This is a genomic window from Enterobacter sp. ENT02, assembly GCF_019219165.1.
In the GTDB taxonomy this organism is placed as follows: Bacteria; Pseudomonadota; Gammaproteobacteria; order Enterobacterales; family Enterobacteriaceae; genus Enterobacter; species Enterobacter mori.
In genome coordinates this window covers 195,295-215,180 of record NZ_JAHUWD010000001.1, presented here as the reverse complement: position 1 = coordinate 215,180, position 19,886 = coordinate 195,295, and the positions used below count along the sequence as shown (strand labels likewise).

Annotated in this window: 15 protein-coding genes and 1 pseudogene; 7 read left to right on the top strand and 9 right to left on the bottom strand. The window is 54.1% G+C overall.

Going from position 1 to position 19,886, the window contains the following annotated elements:
- Window positions 1-12: 12 nt before the first annotated feature.
- Genes KW829_RS00910 through KW829_RS00895 form a run of 4 tightly spaced genes read right to left on the bottom strand, consistent with a single transcriptional unit; the run spans window position 13 to window position 3,554 of the window.
- Complete coding sequence (locus tag KW829_RS00910) at window positions 13-732, bottom strand: ABC transporter ATP-binding protein (RefSeq protein ID WP_214605118.1); 720 nt, start codon at window positions 730-732, stop codon at window positions 13-15.
- The gene (locus tag KW829_RS00905) at window positions 725-1,492 is read right to left on the bottom strand and encodes an ABC transporter ATP-binding protein (protein WP_218307416.1); all 768 of its coding nucleotides are present in this window, start codon (window positions 1,490-1,492) and stop codon (window positions 725-727) included. Before KW829_RS00905 ends, KW829_RS00910 begins: the two co-directional genes overlap by 8 nt.
- Entirely contained in the window at window positions 1,489-2,595 is a 1,107-nt protein-coding gene (locus tag KW829_RS00900) for a branched-chain amino acid ABC transporter permease (protein ID WP_046889617.1), read from the bottom strand. Before KW829_RS00900 ends, KW829_RS00905 begins: the two co-directional genes overlap by 4 nt.
- 8 nt (window positions 2,596-2,603) lie before the next feature.
- A complete protein-coding gene (locus KW829_RS00895; RefSeq protein ID WP_218307415.1) occupies window positions 2,604-3,554 on the bottom strand; it encodes a branched-chain amino acid ABC transporter permease in 951 nt (316 codons plus the stop codon).
- A gap of 171 nt (window positions 3,555-3,725) precedes the next feature.
- Between KW829_RS00895 and KW829_RS00890 the strand changes: the two genes are divergently transcribed.
- Window positions 3,726-4,670, top strand: coding sequence for a LysR substrate-binding domain-containing protein (locus KW829_RS00890; protein WP_042715064.1), 945 nt, complete (start codon window positions 3,726-3,728; stop codon window positions 4,668-4,670).
- A 43-nt stretch (window positions 4,671-4,713) separates the two neighbouring features.
- On the opposite strand, the gene ompC is transcribed toward KW829_RS00890, so the two are convergent.
- Together ompC and yddG are read right to left on the bottom strand one after the other, a co-directional pair.
- Window positions 4,714-5,787: a porin OmpC gene (ompC, locus tag KW829_RS00885; protein WP_010431398.1), complete on the bottom strand. Its 1,074-nt coding sequence runs from the start codon at window positions 5,785-5,787 to the stop codon at window positions 4,714-4,716.
- A 626-nt stretch (window positions 5,788-6,413) separates the two neighbouring features.
- Window positions 6,414-7,292 carry an aromatic amino acid DMT transporter YddG gene (gene yddG / locus KW829_RS00880; protein ID WP_218307414.1) on the bottom strand — a complete coding sequence of 293 codons (879 nt, stop codon included), beginning with the start codon at window positions 7,290-7,292 and terminating at the stop codon, window positions 6,414-6,416.
- 221 nt (window positions 7,293-7,513) lie between these two features.
- Between yddG and fdnG the strand changes: the two genes are divergently transcribed.
- The 3 genes from fdnG to fdnI are packed head-to-tail and all read left to right on the top strand — an operon-like array spanning window position 7,514 to window position 12,109.
- A complete protein-coding gene (gene fdnG, locus KW829_RS00875) occupies window positions 7,514-10,561 on the top strand; it encodes a formate dehydrogenase-N subunit alpha (protein WP_218307413.1) in 3,048 nt (1,015 codons plus the stop codon).
- A gap of 11 nt (window positions 10,562-10,572) precedes the next feature.
- Complete coding sequence (gene fdxH, locus KW829_RS00870) at window positions 10,573-11,460, top strand: formate dehydrogenase subunit beta (protein WP_218307412.1); 888 nt, start codon at window positions 10,573-10,575, stop codon at window positions 11,458-11,460.
- Window positions 11,453-12,109, top strand: coding sequence for a formate dehydrogenase-N subunit gamma (gene fdnI, locus KW829_RS00865; RefSeq protein ID WP_108417402.1), 657 nt, complete (start codon window positions 11,453-11,455; stop codon window positions 12,107-12,109). Before fdxH ends, fdnI begins: the two co-directional genes overlap by 8 nt.
- 60 nt (window positions 12,110-12,169) lie before the next feature.
- Here fdnI and ppk2 read toward each other — a convergent pair whose 3' ends face one another.
- The gene (gene ppk2, locus KW829_RS00860) at window positions 12,170-13,012 is read right to left on the bottom strand and encodes a polyphosphate kinase 2 (RefSeq protein WP_256350396.1); all 843 of its coding nucleotides are present in this window, start codon (window positions 13,010-13,012) and stop codon (window positions 12,170-12,172) included.
- A gap of 179 nt (window positions 13,013-13,191) precedes the next feature.
- On the opposite strand from ppk2, the gene KW829_RS00855 reads away from it, so the two are divergent.
- Window positions 13,192-13,836 (top strand): QnrE family quinolone resistance pentapeptide repeat protein, encoded by a 645-nt coding sequence (locus KW829_RS00855; protein WP_218307411.1) that lies wholly within the window; start codon window positions 13,192-13,194, stop codon window positions 13,834-13,836.
- A 17-nt stretch (window positions 13,837-13,853) separates the two neighbouring features.
- Here KW829_RS00855 and KW829_RS00850 read toward each other — a convergent pair.
- A pseudogene (locus KW829_RS00850) lies at window positions 13,854-14,036 on the bottom strand (polyphosphate kinase 2); the annotation flags it as partial.
- A gap of 191 nt (window positions 14,037-14,227) precedes the next feature.
- Here KW829_RS00850 and KW829_RS00845 point away from each other — a divergent pair.
- Window positions 14,228-17,338 carry a sialate O-acetylesterase gene (locus tag KW829_RS00845; protein WP_218307410.1) on the top strand — a complete coding sequence of 1,037 codons (3,111 nt, stop codon included), beginning with the start codon at window positions 14,228-14,230 and terminating at the stop codon, window positions 17,336-17,338.
- Between the two features lie 268 nt (window positions 17,339-17,606).
- Entirely contained in the window at window positions 17,607-18,782 is a 1,176-nt protein-coding gene (araJ, locus tag KW829_RS00840; RefSeq protein WP_218307409.1) for an MFS transporter AraJ, read from the top strand.
- A 5-nt stretch (window positions 18,783-18,787) separates the two neighbouring features.
- Here the strand turns inward: araJ and KW829_RS00835 are convergent, their stop codons facing one another.
- Window positions 18,788-19,879: an alkylhydroperoxidase domain protein gene (locus tag KW829_RS00835; RefSeq protein WP_218307408.1), complete on the bottom strand. Its 1,092-nt coding sequence runs from the start codon at window positions 19,877-19,879 to the stop codon at window positions 18,788-18,790.
- Window positions 19,880-19,886: the final 7 nt, after the last annotated feature.

Genomic DNA, 19,886 nt, shown 5'->3' with positions numbered 1-19,886 from the left:
TGGCTGGTGTGGTTAAACGGGCATTTCGCCCAGGTAAATCTGTGCAATCTGGTCGTCATTGAGCAGCGCTTTTGACTCGCCATGATGGACAATGCTGCCGCTGTCCATCACCCACGCGCTGTCGGTTACTTCAAGCGCGAGCCTGGCGTTTTGCTCGATCAGAAGGAGGGCGACGCCGCGTTCACGCAGGCCGCCGATAACGGCAAAAATGTTCTCCACCATCTTCGGGGCCAGACCCATCGACGGCTCGTCGAGGATCAGCAGGCGCGGGCGGCTTAGCAGGGCGCGGTTAAGCGCCAGCAGCTGTTGCTCACCGCCGGAAAGCAGGCCAGCGAGCTGATGCTGGCGCTCCCCCAGGCGCGGGAAGCGCTCGAAAATGTCATTCATCTCTTGCCTGATGGTGACAGTGTCACGCCTGAGCCAGGCACCCATCTGCAGGTTTTCCAGTACCGTCATTCGGGCGAAGATCCCTCGTCCTTCCGGGACCATGACTAACCCATCCCGGAGCAAGGATTCGGGCCTGCGCTTACGTACCGTTTTACCGTTGAATTCAATACTGCCGCTAAAGTTTTCCAGCCCGGTGATGGCGCGCACGGTGGAGCTTTTTCCCGCGCCGTTCGCGCCGATCAGCGTAGCCTGTTCGCCTTCGTGCAGGGTAAAAGAGACATCGCGTACGGCCTGAATACCGCCGTAATGCACGTCCAGACGTTCAACCTTCAGTAATTCAGACATGGGCGCTGCCTCCAAGCCAGGCGGCAATCACTGCCGGGTCGCGACGCACGCTCTCTGGCGTGCCGCTGGCGAGCGTTTTGCCGTAATCAAGCACCGTCAGGCGATCGCAGATGCCCATCACCAGCTTGACGTCGTGTTCGATCATCAGCAGGGTTCTGCCGTCGTCACGAATACGCGACAGCAGTTCACCGAGTGCCACTTTTTCCGCCGCGTTCATCCCGGCGGCGGGTTCGTCCAGCGCCAGCAGGAGCGGATCCGTTGCCAGCGCCCGGGCAATTTCGAGACGTCGCTGATGCCCGTAGGCCAGGTCGCAGGCACGATAGTGGGCAAATTTTGCAATGCCGGTGTATTCCAGCCAGTGCCACGCCAGCTCGCGCGTTTCGGCTTCTTCTTTACGGGCGCGCCCGTTGCGGCTCAGCGCCGCCCATAAACCGTTGCGGGTGCGCACGTGCCGGCCCACCATGACGTTTTCCAGTACCGACATCTCGTTAAACAGCCTGACGTTCTGAAACGTGCGGGCGATCCCGGCGGCGGTGACTTTTTCAATCTGTTTCGGGTAATAGGGCTTATCGGCAATGGTGAACTCACCGCTGTCCGCCGGATAGAGCCCGGTAATCAGGTTGAAGCAGGTGGTTTTGCCCGCGCCGTTAGGGCCAATCAGGCCGTAGATTTCGCCTTTATTCACGGTGAGCGAAACGTCATCCACGGCGGTCAGCCCGCCGAAGCGCTTGGACATATTGCGTACAGTTAACAGGCTCATGCTTTCACCTCCTTGTGGCGCACCGGCCAGATACCTGAAGGACGAACCAGCATCACCAGCACCAGCGCCAGACCGTAGAACAGCTGGCGTAAAATTTCCGGGTCGACCAGCACCGTGCCAAACAGCGCCTGCTGAACGGGCGCGGCCTGGCTGCGCAGCAGCTCCGGCAGGGCCGTCAGGAGCACCGCGCCGAGGATCACGCCGGGTATATGCCCCATACCGCCAAGTACTACCATCGCCAGCACGGCAATGGATTCCTGCAAGGTAAACGACTCCGGTGAGACAAAGCCCTGAAACGCGCCGAACAGGGCACCCGCCACGCCGCCAAACGAGGCGCCCATGGCAAAGGCCAGTAGCTTGTAGTTGCGCACGTTGATGCCCATCGCGCGGGCCACGTCTTCATCTTCACGAATGGCGTGCCAGGCGCGACCAATGCGCGAATGCTGCAGGCGCAGGCAGACAAACACAATCGCCACAATCACCAGCATCAGCAGGTAGTACCACAGCCACAGGGCGGGCACTTTGAAACCAAACCAGTGATATACGCCGCTGAACTTCAGGCCGAACAGGTTCAGGGTATCGACGCCGGTAATGCCCTTTGCGCCGTTGGTGATGTTCACCGGACGGTCGAGGTTACGCATCAGGATGCGGATGATTTCACCGAAGCCGAGGGTCACTATCGCCAGGTAATCCCCGCGCAGCTTCAGCGTTGGTGCGCCAAGCAGAATGCCGCACACCGCGGCGACCAGAGCCGCTATGGGAATAATCAGCAGCCAGGAGGTGTGCAGCCCCTCCGGGAACCAGACGGTGAGGATCGGGAATACCTCTGACAGGTGCGGGGAGGCAAGCAGGGCGGCCAGATAGGCACCGACCGCGTAAAAAGCGATAAAGCCCATGTCCAGCAGGCCCGTGTAGCCGACCACGATGTTAAGCCCCAGCGCCAGCATGATGTAAAGCAGGGCAAAGTCGATAACCCGCACCCAGTAGTTGCCGCCGATCTGGCTGGCGACCACGGGCGCAATCAGCAGCGCGAGGCAGAACAGCGTCATGCCGGACCAGAACTTGCGCGTCGCCGTTGGCGTTTGGAGTTGTACGGTTGTCATAGTGTTCCTTACGCTCTGTTTGCCACGCGTTCGCCGAGCAGGCCTGCCGGACGGAAGACCAGCACCAGAATCAGCACGATGAAGGCAAAGACATCCTGATAATTGCTGCCGAACACGCCGTGGGTCAGTTCACCCAGGTAGCCCGCGCCGAGTGCTTCAATGATGCCAAGCAGGATCCCGCCAATCATTGCGCCGCGAATATTGCCGATCCCGCCCAGCACGGCGGCGGTGAACGCTTTAATCCCTGGCAGAAAGCCCATGGAGAAGCTGGCGTTACCATAGTTGCTCGCCATCATCACGCCTGCCAGTGCGGCAAAGATGCCGCCGATGGCAAACGTGAGGGTAATTATCGCGTTCGGGTTCACGCCCATCAGCATGGCGACGCGCGGATTTTCCGCCACGGCGCGCATGCCGCGCCCCAGGCGGCTGTATTCGACCAACAGCCAGAGACCGATCATGACGGTCAGCGCCAGCGCCACGGTCACGATGCCGGTGACGGTAACAATCGCAGGGGGATGGGCTTCGCTGCCGGACGTGACGGCGATCGGGCCCATCGGCAGGATCTGCGGGAACATCAGCGGATTTCGCGTCCAGATAATCATCGCCACGGTTTGCAGCAGCACTGAGACGCCAATCCCGGAGATCAGCGGTGCCAGACGCGGCGCGTTGCGCAGGCGTCGGTAGGCAAAGCGTTCAACAGCCATCGCCAGCAGAGCACAGACCGCCATGGCAACCAGCAGCGCAAAGCCCAACTGCAGCAGCAGCGGCAGATGTGGGAAGGTGTTGTTCAGAACGTTAATGGCTGAAAGCGTGGTTAGCGCGCCGACCATCAGAATATCGCCGTGGGCGAAGTTAATAATGCGCAAAATGCCATACACCATGGTATAGCCCAGCGCGATCAGCGCGTAGATGCTTCCCAGCATCACGCCGTTGATCAGTTGTTGTATCAGTGTATCCAACGTGCGTACCCGACAAGTGGCTCTTTCAGCGGCTACCATCCAATAAATGAATAAAATTGTAAAATACACATATATTATTTCTTATGATAAACCGGTATTGCTTTATCTTTATGATTTACATGAAAATATCAAAACCCATTAGCAGGGTGAAAAGCCTAAAGAAATCAATATATGAATAAAACAGAACAGTCGACCGCCGTGTCAGCCTATGCCGAAAGCCGTCTGGCAAACGATCCGCCGCTTCGGGCCGTGCGGGCATTTGAAGCCATTGCCAGGCTGGGAAGCGTAACCCTGGCCGCGCAGGAGCTGGATATCTCCCCCTCCGCCGTGAGCCATCAGCTTAAGGTGCTGGAGGCCTATCTGCAGATGCCACTCACGGAGCGACAGGGGCGAAGGCTGATCCTGAGCCAGCAGGGGCGGGATTACTACCGCTCGATTCGCGCCGCGTTCAACGTGCTTCGGCAGGCGACGGAGCACCTGGTGGAACAGGCGCAAACGCGTCAGGTGACCATCAGCCTGATCCCGCTGTTTGGTATGGGGTGGTTTATTCCACGTCTGCCGACCTTTATGCGCGCCAACCCGCAGACGGAGATCAACGTCGTCTACGCCAACCACCGTAACTACCTGAGCGACGCATCCGATATGTCGATTCGCTTTGGTAACGGTCAGTGGGCTGGCTATCAGAGTGAAAAACTGATCTCCGGCCAGATGGTGCCGGTGTGCAGCCGCGCGTTTTTGCGTATTCACGGCCATATCGATACGCCCGAACAGCTGCTGCAAATGCCGCTGCTGCATGACGAGGAGCGCTCGACATGGCCGCAATGGTTCATGCAGCAGGGGGTGAAGCGTCCCGTGCGCCGCAGTGGACCGATGTTTGAGGATGGCTTACTGACGCTGGCTGGCGTACAGGCCGGGCTGGGATGTGCCCTGATGCGCGAGCCGCTCATTGCTCCGTATCTTGAGAGCGGGGAATTGGTAAAGATCTTTGATTTGCCGATCGACGACGGGCGGGATTACTACCTCTGCGTACGCACTGACTCGGACATGACCGAAGACGGGAAACTGCTGCAAAACTGGCTACGCCGGGCGGCGGGCAGTGAACAGAGCCTGGAATAAAAAAGGCCAGCGACAATGGCTGGCCTTTTCGTACTGACACATCTTAGAACTGGTAGGTCAGACCCACAGCCACGATGTTGTCGGTAGACACTTTGGCATCTTTGGTGAACGTGTTGTCGTCCAGCAGGTTGATTTTGTAATCAACGTAGGTAGACATGTTTTTGTTGAAGTAGTAGCTCGCGCCTACATCAATGTATTCAACCAGATCCTGATCGCCATAAGAACCGATGTCCTTACCTTTGGATTTCAGGTAAGCGATGGATGGACGCAGGCCGAAGTCGAACTGGTACTGTGCAACCACTTCGAAGTTCTGCGCTTTGTTCGCCACGTGACCGTTACCGAACGCGGTCATGTTACGGGTTTCAGAGTAGGTGGTTGCCAGGTAGATGTTGTTCGCATCGTACTTCAGGCCCGCTGCCCAGACTTCTGCGTTTTCGCCACCGGCGTTCAGATCGCTTGCTGCGCGAACCTGACGGTCAGTACGGTCGGATTTCGCATAGGCTGCGCCCGCAGCGAAGCCGTCGAACTCATAGCTGGAAGACAGACCCCAGCCGTCACCGTTGGATTCGGTGATATCGTCACGGTCGTTTTTACCCTGGTACTGTGCCGCAAAGTTCAGGCCGTCAACCAGACCGAAGAAGTCGGTGTTACGGTAGGTTGCAACGCCAGTGGTACGGCCAGTCATAAAGCCGTCGGTCTGGGTCCAGGTATCGCCACCGAATTCTGGCAGAACGTCAGTCCACGCGCCGATGTCGTAAGCAACACCGTAGTTACGACCGTAGTCGAAAGAGCCGAATTCGTTGAATTTCAGACCGGCAAATGCCAGACGGGTTTTGTTACCGTCAGAGCCCTGTGCTTCAGAGCGGTTGCCCTTGAACTCATATTCCCACTGACCGTAACCGGCCAGCTGGTCGTTGATCTGCGTTTCGCCTTTAAAACCCAGACGAACGTAAGTTTTGTCGCCGTCGTTGTCAGCGTCATCAGAGAAATAGTGCAGACCTGTTACTTTGCCGTACAGATCCAGTTTGTTACCGTCTTTGTTAAAAACTTCAGCTGCGTTTACAACGCCTGCTGCCAGCATAGAAGTGACTGCCACTGCAACTAATTTAAGTTTCATCTTAAACATTCCTTATAATTTTCTTAGGTATTTCCTGAGCCAATTTGAACGATTTCTAAACGAGGCGGTTCGTCAATGGCAGACTATTTTTAAAAATCTTGTAGCCTGCTTTCAATAATAAGTTTCAAAATATTAAAGATAATTTCAATTAGTGTGATCCTGATCGGAATAATTGCCGTGAAACCCGCGAATTTGATTAATATTCACACATAAAATGACTATTTACGCGCCATGAATATTGCGCAGTAAATAGTTTGTATATGTTGTAGTACAGGAGGGGAATATTCGTGATTAACGATGTTTTAAGTGTTAGGTGATAATTTTAAGATCAATAAAAACAGTCACATGAAGGTTTTATTGCATCGAATTTATAAAAGGATGTCTGACATATCCAGAAATGTATTATTGCATTCCGTGCTATATAGTTCGTTAATATACGCAGCGAACTAATCACATTGCGTTGTCAGTTTATGTCAATATGAGAAGAGGTGAGGTTACGCCACGAGCCTAATATAAACAGAATTTAAACCGGTCACTCTAATTCTGATAAATATTCTGAGCAGGCTCACATTTTAAATTAATGTTAATTATGTTGCCGGGATGAAAATATTCCCGGCGCGAGGGAATTATTTGCGTGTCGCATACCAGCAAAGGAGCGAACCGGCGCAGACCAGCAGTGCACCTTGCCAGAAAGAGAACGACAGCGAGGAACTTAACAGCACGGCCGCCAGGGCGGCGGATAATACCGGGGTGAAATAGGAGACCGCCGCCAGGACGGTGACGTTGCCGTGGAGAATGCCAATATTCCATGCGGCATAGCCAAACCCCAGCGCGATGCCGCACATGACGAGCTTCACCACCACCGGGATGCTGAACACCATCTCCGGCTGATCGCTGAGCGCATATTTCACCCACAGACTCAGCGCCGTTAGCAAAACGAAAAGGGTGATCCCGTTTTGTCCTCTGGCAAATTTGGCGGTGACGGTGCAGTAGGCCGCCCAGATAAAGGCACCGGCAAATGCCAGAGCATAACTCAGCGGGCTGGAGACGATATTGCGGATGATTTCATCAACGTGTAACCCCTGTTCACCGCCTAATACCCAGCAGACGCCGAGCAATGAGATCGCGAGCCCGGGGATCACCCACACGTTTGATTTCTGCCCGTTGAACAAAATCGCAAATACAATCGTCAGGCTTGGCCAGAGATAATTGACCATGCCTACTTCTATAGCCTGAGATCGCGTGGCGGCATAGCCTAATGACAGCGCCAGGCATATTTCGTAGCTGACAAATAAAACGCTGCCAGCAATAAGATACCGGGGCGAAAACCGTCTGATATCAGGAAATCCTACTGTTACCAGACACAGTAATCCGCTGAGGGTGTATATCATCGCCGCGCCGCCTACCGGCCCCAGCCCTTCGCTCACGCTGCGAATAAGGCCGACCATGGTGCTCCATAACAGTATCGCCGCCAGCCCAATAAGCGTTGCTCTTTTTCTGTCCATGTCGTTGCCATTGCAATAAAAATCAGAGGGAAAATGTAGCGCATTCATCCTGACGCTGTCGCGAATTATTCTCTTAAGCTGTTAATCAAAAAGGGGTATTTGACCGTACCGAAGGTGACTATTTAGGGGGGGAAGGGAGATGACCTTGATTTGACGCAAAAAACACAGGGGCATTGCTGTTAGTTTGCGCCACGAAGTCTTATCAGATAACGAGGACAACAATGGACGTCAGCCGCAGACAATTTTTCAAAATCTGCGCGGGCGGTATGGCCGGAACAACAGCCGCGATGCTGGGATTTGCTCCCAAAATGGCGCTGGCTCAGGCACGCAACTATAAGCTGCTGCGCGCGAAAGAGATCCGTAACACCTGCACATACTGCTCCGTAGGTTGTGGGCTTTTAATGTATAGCCTGGGCGATGGCGCGAAGAACGCCAGAGAAGCGATTTATCATATTGAAGGGGATCCGGATCATCCGGTGAGCCGGGGCGCACTTTGCCCGAAAGGGGCGGGGCTGCTGGACTACGTTCACAGTGAAAACCGCCTGCGCTACCCGGAATACCGCGCGCCGGGTTCCGACAAGTGGCAGCGAATATCCTGGGAGGAGGCCTTCTCCCGAATCGCCAAATTAATGAAAGCCGACCGCGATGCCAACTTTATTGAAAAGAACGAGCAGGGCGTAACGGTTAACCGCTGGCTTTCCACCGGGATGCTGTGCGCATCTGCGGCGAGTAATGAAACCGGCATGCTGACGCAAAAATTTGTGCGTTCTCTCGGCATGCTGGCGGTAGACAACCAGGCGCGCGTTTGACACGGACCAACGGTAGCAAGTCTTGCTCCAACATTTGGTCGCGGTGCGATGACCAACCACTGGGTTGATATCAAAAACGCTAACGTCGTGGTGGTGATGGGCGGTAACGCTGCTGAAGCACACCCTGTGGGTTTCCGCTGGGCGATGGAAGCAAAAAACAACAACGATGCGACGCTGATCGTCGTCGATCCGCGCTTTACGCGTACGGCATCGGTGGCCGATATCTATGCGCCGATCCGCTCCGGTACGGACATCACGTTCCTGTCCGGCGTGCTGTTGTACCTGATCGAAAATAACAAAATTAACGCGGAATACGTTAAGCACTACACCAACGCGAACCTGCTGGTGCGGGATGATTTTGCCTTTGATGACGGGCTGTTTAGCGGCTATGACGCCGAAAAACGCCAGTACGATAAATCGTCCTGGAACTATCAGTTCGATGAAAACGGCTACGCGATGCGTGATGAAACGCTAACGCACCCGCGCTGCGTGTGGAATCTGCTGAAAGAGCATGTATCCCGCTATACGCCTGACGTGGTGGAAAACATCTGCGGCACGCCAAAAGCTGATTTCCTGAAGGTGTGCGAAGTGCTGGCCTCAACCAGCGCCGCCGACAGAACCACCACGTTCCTGTACGCGCTGGGCTGGACGCAGCATACCGTTGGCGCGCAGAACATCCGCACCATGGCGATGATCCAGCTCCTGCTCGGCAACATGGGTATGGCCGGTGGCGGCGTGAACGCGCTGCGCGGTCACTCCAACATCCAGGGCCTGACCGACCTCGGCCTGCTGTCGACCAGCCTGCCAGGCTACCTGACGCTACCGTCTGAGAAGCAGGCCGATCTGCAGACCTATCTGGCGGCGAATACGCCTAAGGCGACGCTGCCGGATCAGGTGAACTACTGGAGCAATTATCCGAAGTTCTACGTCAGCCTGATGAAATCCTTCTACGGTGACGCGGCGCAGAAGGAGAACGACTGGGGCTTTGAGTGGCTGCCTAAGTGGGACCAGGCCTACGACGTCATCAAGTATTTCAACATGATGGATAAGGACAACGTCACGGGATATATCTGCCAGGGCTTCAACCCGGTGGCCTCCTTCCCGGACAAAAACAAAGTCGTTCGCAGCCTGAGCAAGCTGAAGTACATGGTGGTTATCGATCCGCTGGTGACCGAGACCTCCACCTTCTGGCAGAACCACGGGGAATCAAACGATGTCGATCCGGCGTCTATTCAGACCGAAGTGTTCCGCCTGCCGTCTACCTGCTTTGCAGAAGAGGATGGTTCTATTGCCAACTCCGGCCGCTGGCTGCAGTGGCACTGGAAAGGTCAGGATGCGCCGGGCGAAGCGCGTAATGACGGTGAGATCCTCGCCGGGATTTACCATCGCCTGCGCGAAATGTACCGCACTGAAGGTGGCAAAGGCGCGGAGCCACTGCTGAAGATGGGCTGGGACTACAAGCAGCCTGACCATCCTGAGTCAGAGGAAGTCGCCAAAGAGAACAACGGCGTGGCGCTGGCGGATCTCTATGACGCGAGCGGCAACCTGGTGGCGAAGAAAGGTCAACTGCTGAACAGCTTCGCGCTGCTGCGCGATGACGGCACGACCGCGTCGTCCTGCTGGATCTACTCTGGCAGCTGGACAGAGCAGGGTAACCAGATGGCCAACCGCGATAACGCCGACCCGTCGGGGCTGGGCAATACGCTGGGCTGGGCATGGGCGTGGCCGCTGAACCGTCGCGTGCTGTACAACCGCGCGTCTGCGGACGTAAACGGCAAGCCGTGGGATCCGAAACGTATGCTGATTCAGTGGAACGGGGCGAAGTGGGCGGGGAACGATATCCCGGACTACAACACCGCCGCGCCGGGCAGCAACACCGGGCCGTTTATCATGCAGCCGGAAGGACTGGGACGCCTGTTTGCCCTCGACAAGCTGGCGGAAGGGCCTTTCCCGGAACACTACGAGCCGATGGAAACGCCGCTGGGGACTAACCCGCTGCACCCGAACGTGATCTCCAGCCCGGTGGTGCGTATTTACGAAGAGGACGTGCTGCGCCTGGGCAAAAAGGACAAATTCCCATACGTCGGAACAACCTACCGCCTGACCGAGCATTTTCACACCTGGACCAAGCACGCGCGGCTTAACGCTATCGCGCAGCCGGAACAGTTTGTGGAAATCAGCGAAACGCTGGCGAAGGCGAAAGGCATTGCCAACGGCGATCGCGTCACGGTCAGCAGCAAGCGCGGCTTTATTCGCGCCGTTGCCGTGGTCACTCGCCGCCTGCAGTCGCTGAACGTGCACGGTCAGCAGGTTGAAACCGTGGGTATTCCGCTGCACTGGGGCTTTGAGGGCGTGGCGCAGAAAGGCTACATCGCCAACACCCTGACGCCTAACGTCGGCGATTCCAACTCGCAAACGCCGGAGTACAAGGCGTTTCTGGTCAACATCGAGAAAGCGTAAGGAGCGATTCAATGGCGATGGAAACACAAGACATTATCAAACGCTCCGCGACCAACCCGATAACTCCCGCACCTCGCGCGCGGGATTATAAGGCAGAGGTCGCCAAGCTTATCGATGTCTCCTCCTGCGTGGGCTGTAAAGCCTGCCAGGTGGCCTGTTCGGAGTGGAACGATATCCGCGATGAGGTCGGGCACTGCGTTGGCGTCTACGACAATCCGGCGGATCTGAGCGCCAAATCATGGACGGTGATGCGTTTTAGCGAAACCGACCAGAACGGCAGGCTGGAATGGCTGATCCGCAAAGACGGCTGTATGCACTGCGAAGATCCGGGCTGCCTGAAGGCGTGCCCGTCTGCCGGTGCAATTATTCAGTACGCCAACGGGATCGTCGACTTCCAGCAGGACAACTGCATCGGCTGCGGGTATTGCATTGCGGGCTGTCCGTTTAATATCCCGCGCCTCAATAAAGAGGATAACCGGGTATACAAATGCACCCTGTGCGTGGACCGCGTCAGCGTCGGGCAGGAGCCTGCCTGCGTCAAGACCTGTCCCACCGGCGCTATCCACTTCGGCACCAAAAAAGAGATGCTGGATGTGGCGCAGGCGCGGGTGGATAAGTTGAAAGCGCGCGGGTACGAGAATGCAGGCGTTTATAACCCGCAGGGCGTGGGCGGTACGCACGTGATGTATGTGCTGCACCATAACGACCAGCCGGAGCTGTACCACAATCTACCGAAAGATCCGGTGATCGATACCTCGATCAACCTGTGGAAAGGTGCTCTCAAACCGCTCTCGGCGGCGGGCTTTATCGCCACTTTTGCCGGGCTGATTTATCACTACATTGGGATCGGGCCAAACAAAGAGGTGGATGACGACGAGGAGGAGGAACACCATGAGTAAGTCGAAAATGATTGTGCGCACGAAGTTTATCGACCGCGCCTGTCACTGGACGGTGGTGATCTGCTTCTTCCTGGTGGCGGTATCCGGGATCTCATTCTTCTTCCCGACACTGCAGTGGCTGACCGAAACCTTCGGTACGCCGCAGATGGGGCGAATTCTGCACCCATTCTTCGGCGTGCTGATTTTCGTGGTGCTGATGTTTATGTTCGTGCGTTTTGTTCATCACAACATCCCGGACAAGCAGGACATCCCATGGGTGAAAGGGATTGTTGAAGTCCTGAAAGGCAACGAGCATAAAGTCGCAAAGGTGGGCAAATACAACGCCGGGCAGAAGATGATGTTCTGGACCATCATGAGCATGATTTTTGTGCTGCTGGTGACCGGGGTGATTATCTGGCGTCCATATTTTGCGCAGTATTTCCCGATTCAGGTGATTCGCTATGCGCTGCTCATCCACGCCACGTCGGCCATCATTCTGATCCATGCCATCCTGATCCATATGTATATGGCGTTCTGGGTGAAAGGATCGATTAAAGGGATGATTGAAGGGAAGGTGAGCCGCCGCTGGGCGCAGAAGCACCACCCGCGCTGGTATCGTGATGTGGAACGTCTGGAAGCGAAAAAAGAGAGTACGGAAGGGATGAAGTAAGACCTGCGCCGTCGGCTTTGCCCGGCGGCGCTGCGCTTGCGCGGGCCTACCCTTGCTGTATCAGAACCGCTCCTCCACATACCTGAACGGGTATTTCGTGGGTTTTACCTTGCCAATTTTACGCTTCGGCAAGTCGACCTTTTCGACGTGAATGTCTTTATATGGGATCTGTTTAAGCAGGTGCGAAATAATATTTAGCCGCACGCGCTTTTTATCTTCTGAACGCGCCACAAACCACGGTGCCCAGGCGGTGTCAGTGGCTTTAAACATCGCGTCGCGGGCAACTGTGTATTCATCCCAAAGGTTGAAAGATTTAATGTCCATCGGGGACAGCTTCCAGATCTTACGACCATCGTTAATGCGATCGCGCAGACGGCGCTCCTGCTCTTTTGGTGTGACTTCCAGCCAGTATTTCAGCAGGATAATTCCGGCATCCACCATCGCTTTTTCCATGACCGGCGTGCCGTCCAAAAATTTCTCCACCTGCTCCTCGGTACAGAACCCCATCACGCGCTCGACGCCCGCGCGGTTATACCAGCTGCGGTCAAAGATGACGATTTCACCGGCAGAGGGCAGATGCGGCACGTAACGCTGGAAGTAGAGCTGGCTTTTCTCTTTATCGGTGGGGGCGGGCAACGCGACAACGCGGAAGACGCGCGGGCTGACGCGCTCGGTGATTGCTTTGATGGTGCCGCCTTTACCGGCACCGTCGCGTCCTTCAAACACAATACAGACCTTTAATCCTTTGGCGACGACCCACTGCTGGAGTTTAACCAGTTCCACGTGAAGGCGACGAAGCTCTTGTTCATACTCTTTGGTCTTCAGCGCGGGTTTAAACTCCCTGTCTACGCTGGCTTTGGTCACGGTCACTGCTTTCGTTTTATTCTGTTTTGCGTTTCCCATGATAATCCTCATCTCCGAATCGGGTGATGTGCCTGGAAGGAACTAACACTTTGAAGTGTAATGCTGGCCGGCAACCTTCGCGGGAATTTTTGACATACGTGTCTGATAAGCGTGTTTCCCTTCATCAGGTAACGGGTTAGAATGGTGCGAGGGACTGTATAAATAAACAGGGTGGTGCCATGGCATTGATTTTTGAAGGCGAAAAAATAGGTCGTAAACGTTTTACCGGCGAGAAAATAGAAAATGCAATCTTTCGTAACTGCGACTTTTCCGGTACGGATTTAACCAGCTCGGAGTTTATCGGCTGTCAGTTCTATGACCGGGAAAGCCAGCAGGGCGGTAACTTTAATCGGGCGCAACTTAAAGATGCTATTTTCAAAAGCTGCGATTTATCGATGGCGGATTTCAGGCATTCAAATGCATTAGGCATCGAAATCCGTGAATGCAGGGCGCAAGGGGCCGATTTCCGCGGGGCCAGTTTTATGAACATGATCACCACCCGTACCTGGTTTTGCTGTGCTTACATCACAAAAAGCAACCTGAGCTATGCCAATTTTTCGAAGGTGGTTCTGGAAAAATGCGAACTGTGGGAAAACCGCTGGAACGGCGCGCAGATACTTGGCGCTACCTTTAGCGGCTCGGATCTGTCTGGGGGCGAGTTCTCATCCTTTGACTGGCGAGCGGCCAATTTTACCCACTGCGATCTGACCAATTCAGAACTGGGTGATCTGGACGTGCGGGGTATTGATTTGCAGGGCGTCAAACTGGACAGCTATCAGGTTTCCCAGTTGATGGAGCGACTTGGCATCGTTGTTTTAGGCTAACGGTATTCACAGCCTCACTCCACCTTGTCGGCATGAATGTCTTTATACGGGATCTGTTTAAGCAGGTGTGAAATAATATTTATCCGCACGCGTTTTTTATTTTCTGAACGCGGCACAAAACACGGTGCCCAGGCGGTATCGGCGGCTTTCAACATGCCGTCGCAGGCGGACGTATATTCGTCCAGGACGTTGAAATATTTACGTCTGGAATGAAATTCTTTTTCGGCAGGTTCTAAGAAACCACTGATTTTTTGTTGGGGCGATGAAATAGCGTTCACCGTTCTATATAATATCCACGTTTTACTAATTTTTTTTGGTATTTTTCCTGGTATTGTTCCAGCGCTATTTAAGGCTGTTGAATGAGCCTGAATACTATAGCGTAGAGGGAACTATGTCGTTAAACGTGATTTATGTAAGTGCTGATGGCACAAAAGAAGCACAAGGGACTGCGAATAGTCCGATGGATCTGGCGACCGCTGTTTATGCAGGTGGCGAGAATAGCGTTATTGTTTTGTTGAACTCTGCCGGAGTCATTCAAACTTCGGGTGTGGCGCTGTTTAAAAACCAATATATTTTAGGTGAAGGTGCCAGCGCAGTAGTATATCACTCGGATGGTATCACTACCGAAAAGTACACCGCCCCAGGTTCGGGTGGCGCCCAGCTAAACGGTATATCAAAATATAACGCCGTGGTTGGCACCAATATGCATACCGAAGGCCCTGCTGTTGTCGGGGTAACCGCCAGTGGTGGAGTAAACAACGCGGGGATTATTGCTGAGACACGCTATAATTTCGTGTTGTCGGGGCAGTCAAATATGGCCGGTTGGGAAGATGTCGCCGATTTTGATCCTGAATTGCGCGGCGTGCAGGAGCAGGTGAAAATCTGGACTGGTAGCCAATTTGAAAGCCTGACGCCGAATAAAAACACCCATCCGCTGGAATTCGGGGCCGGGTCAGCGAAAAGCTGGGCGGGTTCTGAATTGTCCCTGGGGATCAACCTGACACAGGCATTAGGCTCAGAAGTCTATTTCACCAAGGTCACGGCCGGTGGTACCTCTATCGACCGCTGGCTGGATAGAGACATGCTCGAGCGCGTTTTCACCAACACGCTCAAGGCATCGCAGTCGATTGCTGACCAGGGCTACGCGCCCTTTATCGGTGGCGTTGGCTGGACTCAAGGGGAAAATGATTATGGTCGGCATAATGATTACGACCAGAAACTGCTCGCTTTGCTTGCCCGCATGCAAAACGAATTTGCTATGGAAGATCTCAAATTGGTGGCAAGTGGTACCTCTCCATACCAGGGAGGACCGCAGATAGAGGCTGAGTTGCAGCAGGCGGCCGATGCCTCCGATCATATTGAGTTTTTCAGTATGCAACACTTTCTGCAGTCGTCTAATGGACGGGTACACTTCGATGCGGAAGGATACTCCTATATGGGGTACCAGTTTGCCGTTAATTTCCTGAAAGACCTGATGGGTAGCCCGGTTTCGCAGGAAGATATCACGGGTTATATCCCCCTCTGGTTACGGCCGGTTGCTCCAGAGTCCGGTGATGATCGCGTGACCGTGATCCCTGGTATCACTGAAGATATTGGCAACGTTTTGCTCAATGATCGCGACTATAACCCGCAGATGATCCACGTGTCCGCCGTTGGCAATAGCACAGATGCTGTTGGCGAATGGATTGACCTGGAACAGGGAGGGCGCATCAAGATTTCCGCCGATGGGCAATATATCTTTGAGCATCAGGGGGCCTATGACGGTTTGGCTTTTGGGGAGTCAATACGGATTGCTATTGATTATCAGATCAGTGATGAAACTGCGTTGACCGATCGCGCTCAATTACAACTGGTGATTTATGGTCAAGGGGCTGGAGAGCATAACACTATTCATGGTAACCAGTATAATAATGTACTGCGCGGTGGTGAGCAGAACGACATTATTTATGGTTATGAGGGTAATGACGGTATTTATGGTAATAAAGGCAGCGAGATTATTTTTGCCGGTGCAGGCAATGACATAATTCATGCAGCCCAAAATGGCAATACGGACGATGCTGATGCGCGTCATATCATCTATGCCGGTGAAGGTAACGATACGGTCTATGGGGCCAAAGGGGACGATTTTATTGATGTAAGTGAAGGTAATAATATCGTGCGCAGTTATGGAGGTAATGATGAGATCATTGCTGGCGCAGGTAATGATACCATTTATGCTGCATCAAATAATCGTCAACAGGACAAAGGGTTCACCAAACTGATAAACAGCGGGGCGGGTAGAGACTACATCCAAACCTCGGACAGCGATGATACCATTATTGGTGGTGATGGGGATAAACGTATTTATTCCTATGGTGGTACGGACAGTATCACAGTTGGCAACGGTAACAATTTTATTGCAGCTTATGCCGCTAATCGTAATGACGATATCAATGTCACTAAAACCATCATCAGCGGTAATGGCCGCGATGTGATCGATACGTCTTACAGCAATGACAAAATCATGGTGGGGGATGGTAATAAAGTCATCCGCACTTACGGAGGGAATGACAGCATTATTACCGGTAACGGCAATAACCATATCGATACAGCCAGAAACTATACCGAAGGGAGCGGCAATACGGTCAAGGTAATCACCGGCAGCGGTAACGATGATATTCATACCGGAGCCAGTAACGATCTGATTGATGGGCGCGCGGGTAATAACACCATTTACAGCTATGGTGGTGATGATTATATCAAGACTGGCGATGGTAACGATAATATCTATGCCTATTCCAGCAATCGCAACGACGACATTGGCCGTAGTAAAACCGTGATCAGCGGTGCTGGACGTGACATTATCTCGACTTCCTATAGTAACGACACGGTGATTGTAGATGACGGCCAGAAGAGGATCCATACCTTCGGCGGTAATGACAGTATTACCACGGGTGATGGCAATAATTATATCGATACGGCGGCGAATCGCCGCGCGGGGAGTGGAGATGAGACTCAGATCCACACCGGTAACGGTAATAATGTGATCCACACAAGCAGAACAGATGACAACATTGTGACGGGCAATGGGAATGACACCATCTACGCCTATGGCGGAAATAACATTATTCAGTCCGGTGGTGGCAAGGACGTCATTTATACCTACGATCTCGATCGAAATAATGATAAAGATAAAGTGAACTACATCGACGCTGGCGCGGGTGACGATACTGTCCACGGTACACAGGGTGTAGACACTATTATCGGTGGAGTTGGGGATGATATCCTGTACGGCTCCGGTGGCAACGATATGTTTATCTTCAGTGGGAGTGCGGGTCAGGATATTATTGGTGACTTTAATGTCCTGGAAGACAAGATAATGTTCTCAGATTCCAATGTGAGTTTTGACGATCTGCACTTCCAGGCAGCCAATAACGGCACGGTAGTCTCTTATCTTGACAGCCAGGTTACCCTGCGTGGCGTTGCAATCAGCAAGATTGAAGAAAGCATTTTCATTTTCTAATCCCGCCATCGGCCAGACAATAAGGGCTTGCACCTTATTGTCTGGCCGAGTTTTGTTACCCTTAATGCACCCGTTCCCCTGTGAGAATGCCGCGTGGCGATTCTCTCAACGCTAAAAATCTAATCCGTATGAAACGACCTGATTTAAAAAATGTAGGATAAAGCACCCGATTTAATGGATTAACCTGTCAGCCAACTGATTTGAACTGGCTCACCATACCAGATTGTTTGATAATGCCCGTCGCGAATAGTTAACCCGTGGTCGTGGTATGAAAAAAACAATTTTTTCGTTGGCGCTTGGTACGTTTGGTCTGGGAATGGCCGAATTCGGCGTGATGGGCGTATTGACGGAACTGGCGAAGGATACCGGGATTTCGATTCCCTCTGCCGGGAACATGATCTCCTTTTACGCCTTCGGGGTGGTGATAGGCGCACCGATAGTGGCGCTGTTTTCCAGCCGGTTCTCTCTGAAATCAACATTATTGTTCCTGGTGGCGATGTGCGTCATCGGGAATACCATATTCAGCCTTTCACATTCTTACGTCGGGCTGGCGACAGGCCGCTTAATTTCCGGATTCCCTCACGGCGCGATTTTCGGCGTAGGGGCGATAATTCTCTCCAAAATTGCGCCGCCGGGAAAAGTCACGGTCGCGGTGGCCGGTATGATCGCCGGAATGACCGTTGCCAATCTTGTCGGCGTACCGCTCGGGACGTGGCTTGGGCATGAGTACAGTTGGCGCTATACCTTTTTCCTGATTGCTGCCTTTGATGTACTGGTGATCCTCTCCGTGTTGCTGTGGGTGCCCACTCTGCACGATAAATCAGAGATCAAATTGACCGCGCAGTTTCACTTTCTGAAGAAACCGGAGCCCTGGCTGATTTTCGCCGCCACCATGTTTGGCAACGCCGGCGTCTTCGCGTGGTTCAGCTTCGTTAAGCCGTTTATGGTCAATGTATCGGGTTTCTCCGAAGGCATGATGACCGTCATAATGATGCTGATGGGACTCGGCATGGTGTTGGGCAATCTGCTGAGCGGTAAACTCTCGGGGCGGTTTAGCCCGTTGCGCATTGCTGCCACCACCGACATGGTCATTGTCGCCTCACTGTTGCTGCTTTTCGCCTTTGGCGAACTGAAAACGGCCTCGCTGTTGATGGGCTTTGTCTGCTGTGCAGGCCTGTTTGCACTTTCCGCACCACTGCAAATTCTTCTGCTGCAGAATGCGAAAGGGGGTGAAATGCTCGGGGCGGCGGGCGGACAGATGGCCTTTAATCTGGGTAGCGCTGTAGGGGCATACTTTGGTGGGATGATGATTACGCTCGGCTTTAGCTGGAGCTATGTCACGCTACCGGCGGCGTTGTTGTCCTTCGCTGCGATGACCTCGCTGTTGATGTATGGCCATCTCTGCGCCAAAAAGCGTCAGGCCAACGCGCGGGCGCTGGCCTGATTTTTTTAGGGAAGCCAGGGCTCGCCCAGGGTCAACATCAGACGGTTGGCCCAGGCAAAGAACGCGGCGGATTGCAGCAGATCGAGCTGTTCAAGCGTATCCAGTCTCTGTTTTTCCAGCTCAGCCAGATGGCCCGGCGTGGCGGCCGGTGGCGTGACCGACAGCGCCGCCGCATAGTTGATTTCCGCCTGCCAGCGCGCAGACTGCCCCTCGCTCAGGGCGCGTCCCGGCCTGACGGCCAGAAGGGTTTCCACCGCGCCGTCGTCCTTTGACAGCTGGCTCGCTTTGCGCGCATGGACAGATGCGCAGTAAATGCAGCCGTTGATTTTACTGGCTACCGTCGCGGCCAGTTCGCGTTCAGCACGCGGTAATCCTCCCGGCGTGTAAAAAATCCCTTTATCCGTTAACGTGCGCTGTTCCAGAACTGGCAGGTTGCGACCCAGCAGGCGGAAATAGTCAGATTCCGTATGGCCAAATTTGGCGAGAATGGTCACTTCATCATCGTTAAATTCTGCCAGAGGTTTAGCGGCAATCCATGGCTCCCAGCCCAGCTCTTGCTGGGTGAACGCGACGGGGGCCGCTTTACCCTTGGCAGTGGCTGTGTTGGTGTGCCATGCCCCCGCAACGACGGGCGTATCGCTGGCCGCAATGGGTTTATCATTCAGTAAACGCAGCCCGGCAATGAGTCGGCTCTGGAAACTGACGAAGGCGATCAGCTGAGCAAGGGTGACAATGCCGTCTTTGCTCCATCCCGCCTTTACAAGCGCCTGTAACGCACCGGGTGTGGCGTCGACAGGTGAGAAGGTGAGCAGACGGGCAAAGTTCAGCGCAGCGGTCAGGCGCCCGGAGGTCGGATCGGCCAGCCCAAATCCGGCATAGTGCGCCGCCAGCGCCTCTGCGTTGTGCCATTTTGCGACCTTCGCCGCCACGGCAAAGCGTTCATCCAGCGCAAATGCTGCATCCTGCTGGCTGAATAAAGTCTCATAACTGCCCTGAGCGTGACGCGTGGCGGCGTCCCGCGTGGCCCGCGCCTCTGCCAGCGGCGAACCGGGCACGATTTCCGCCAGTTCGGCGAGAATATCCTGACTTAAAGCCATACGTGTC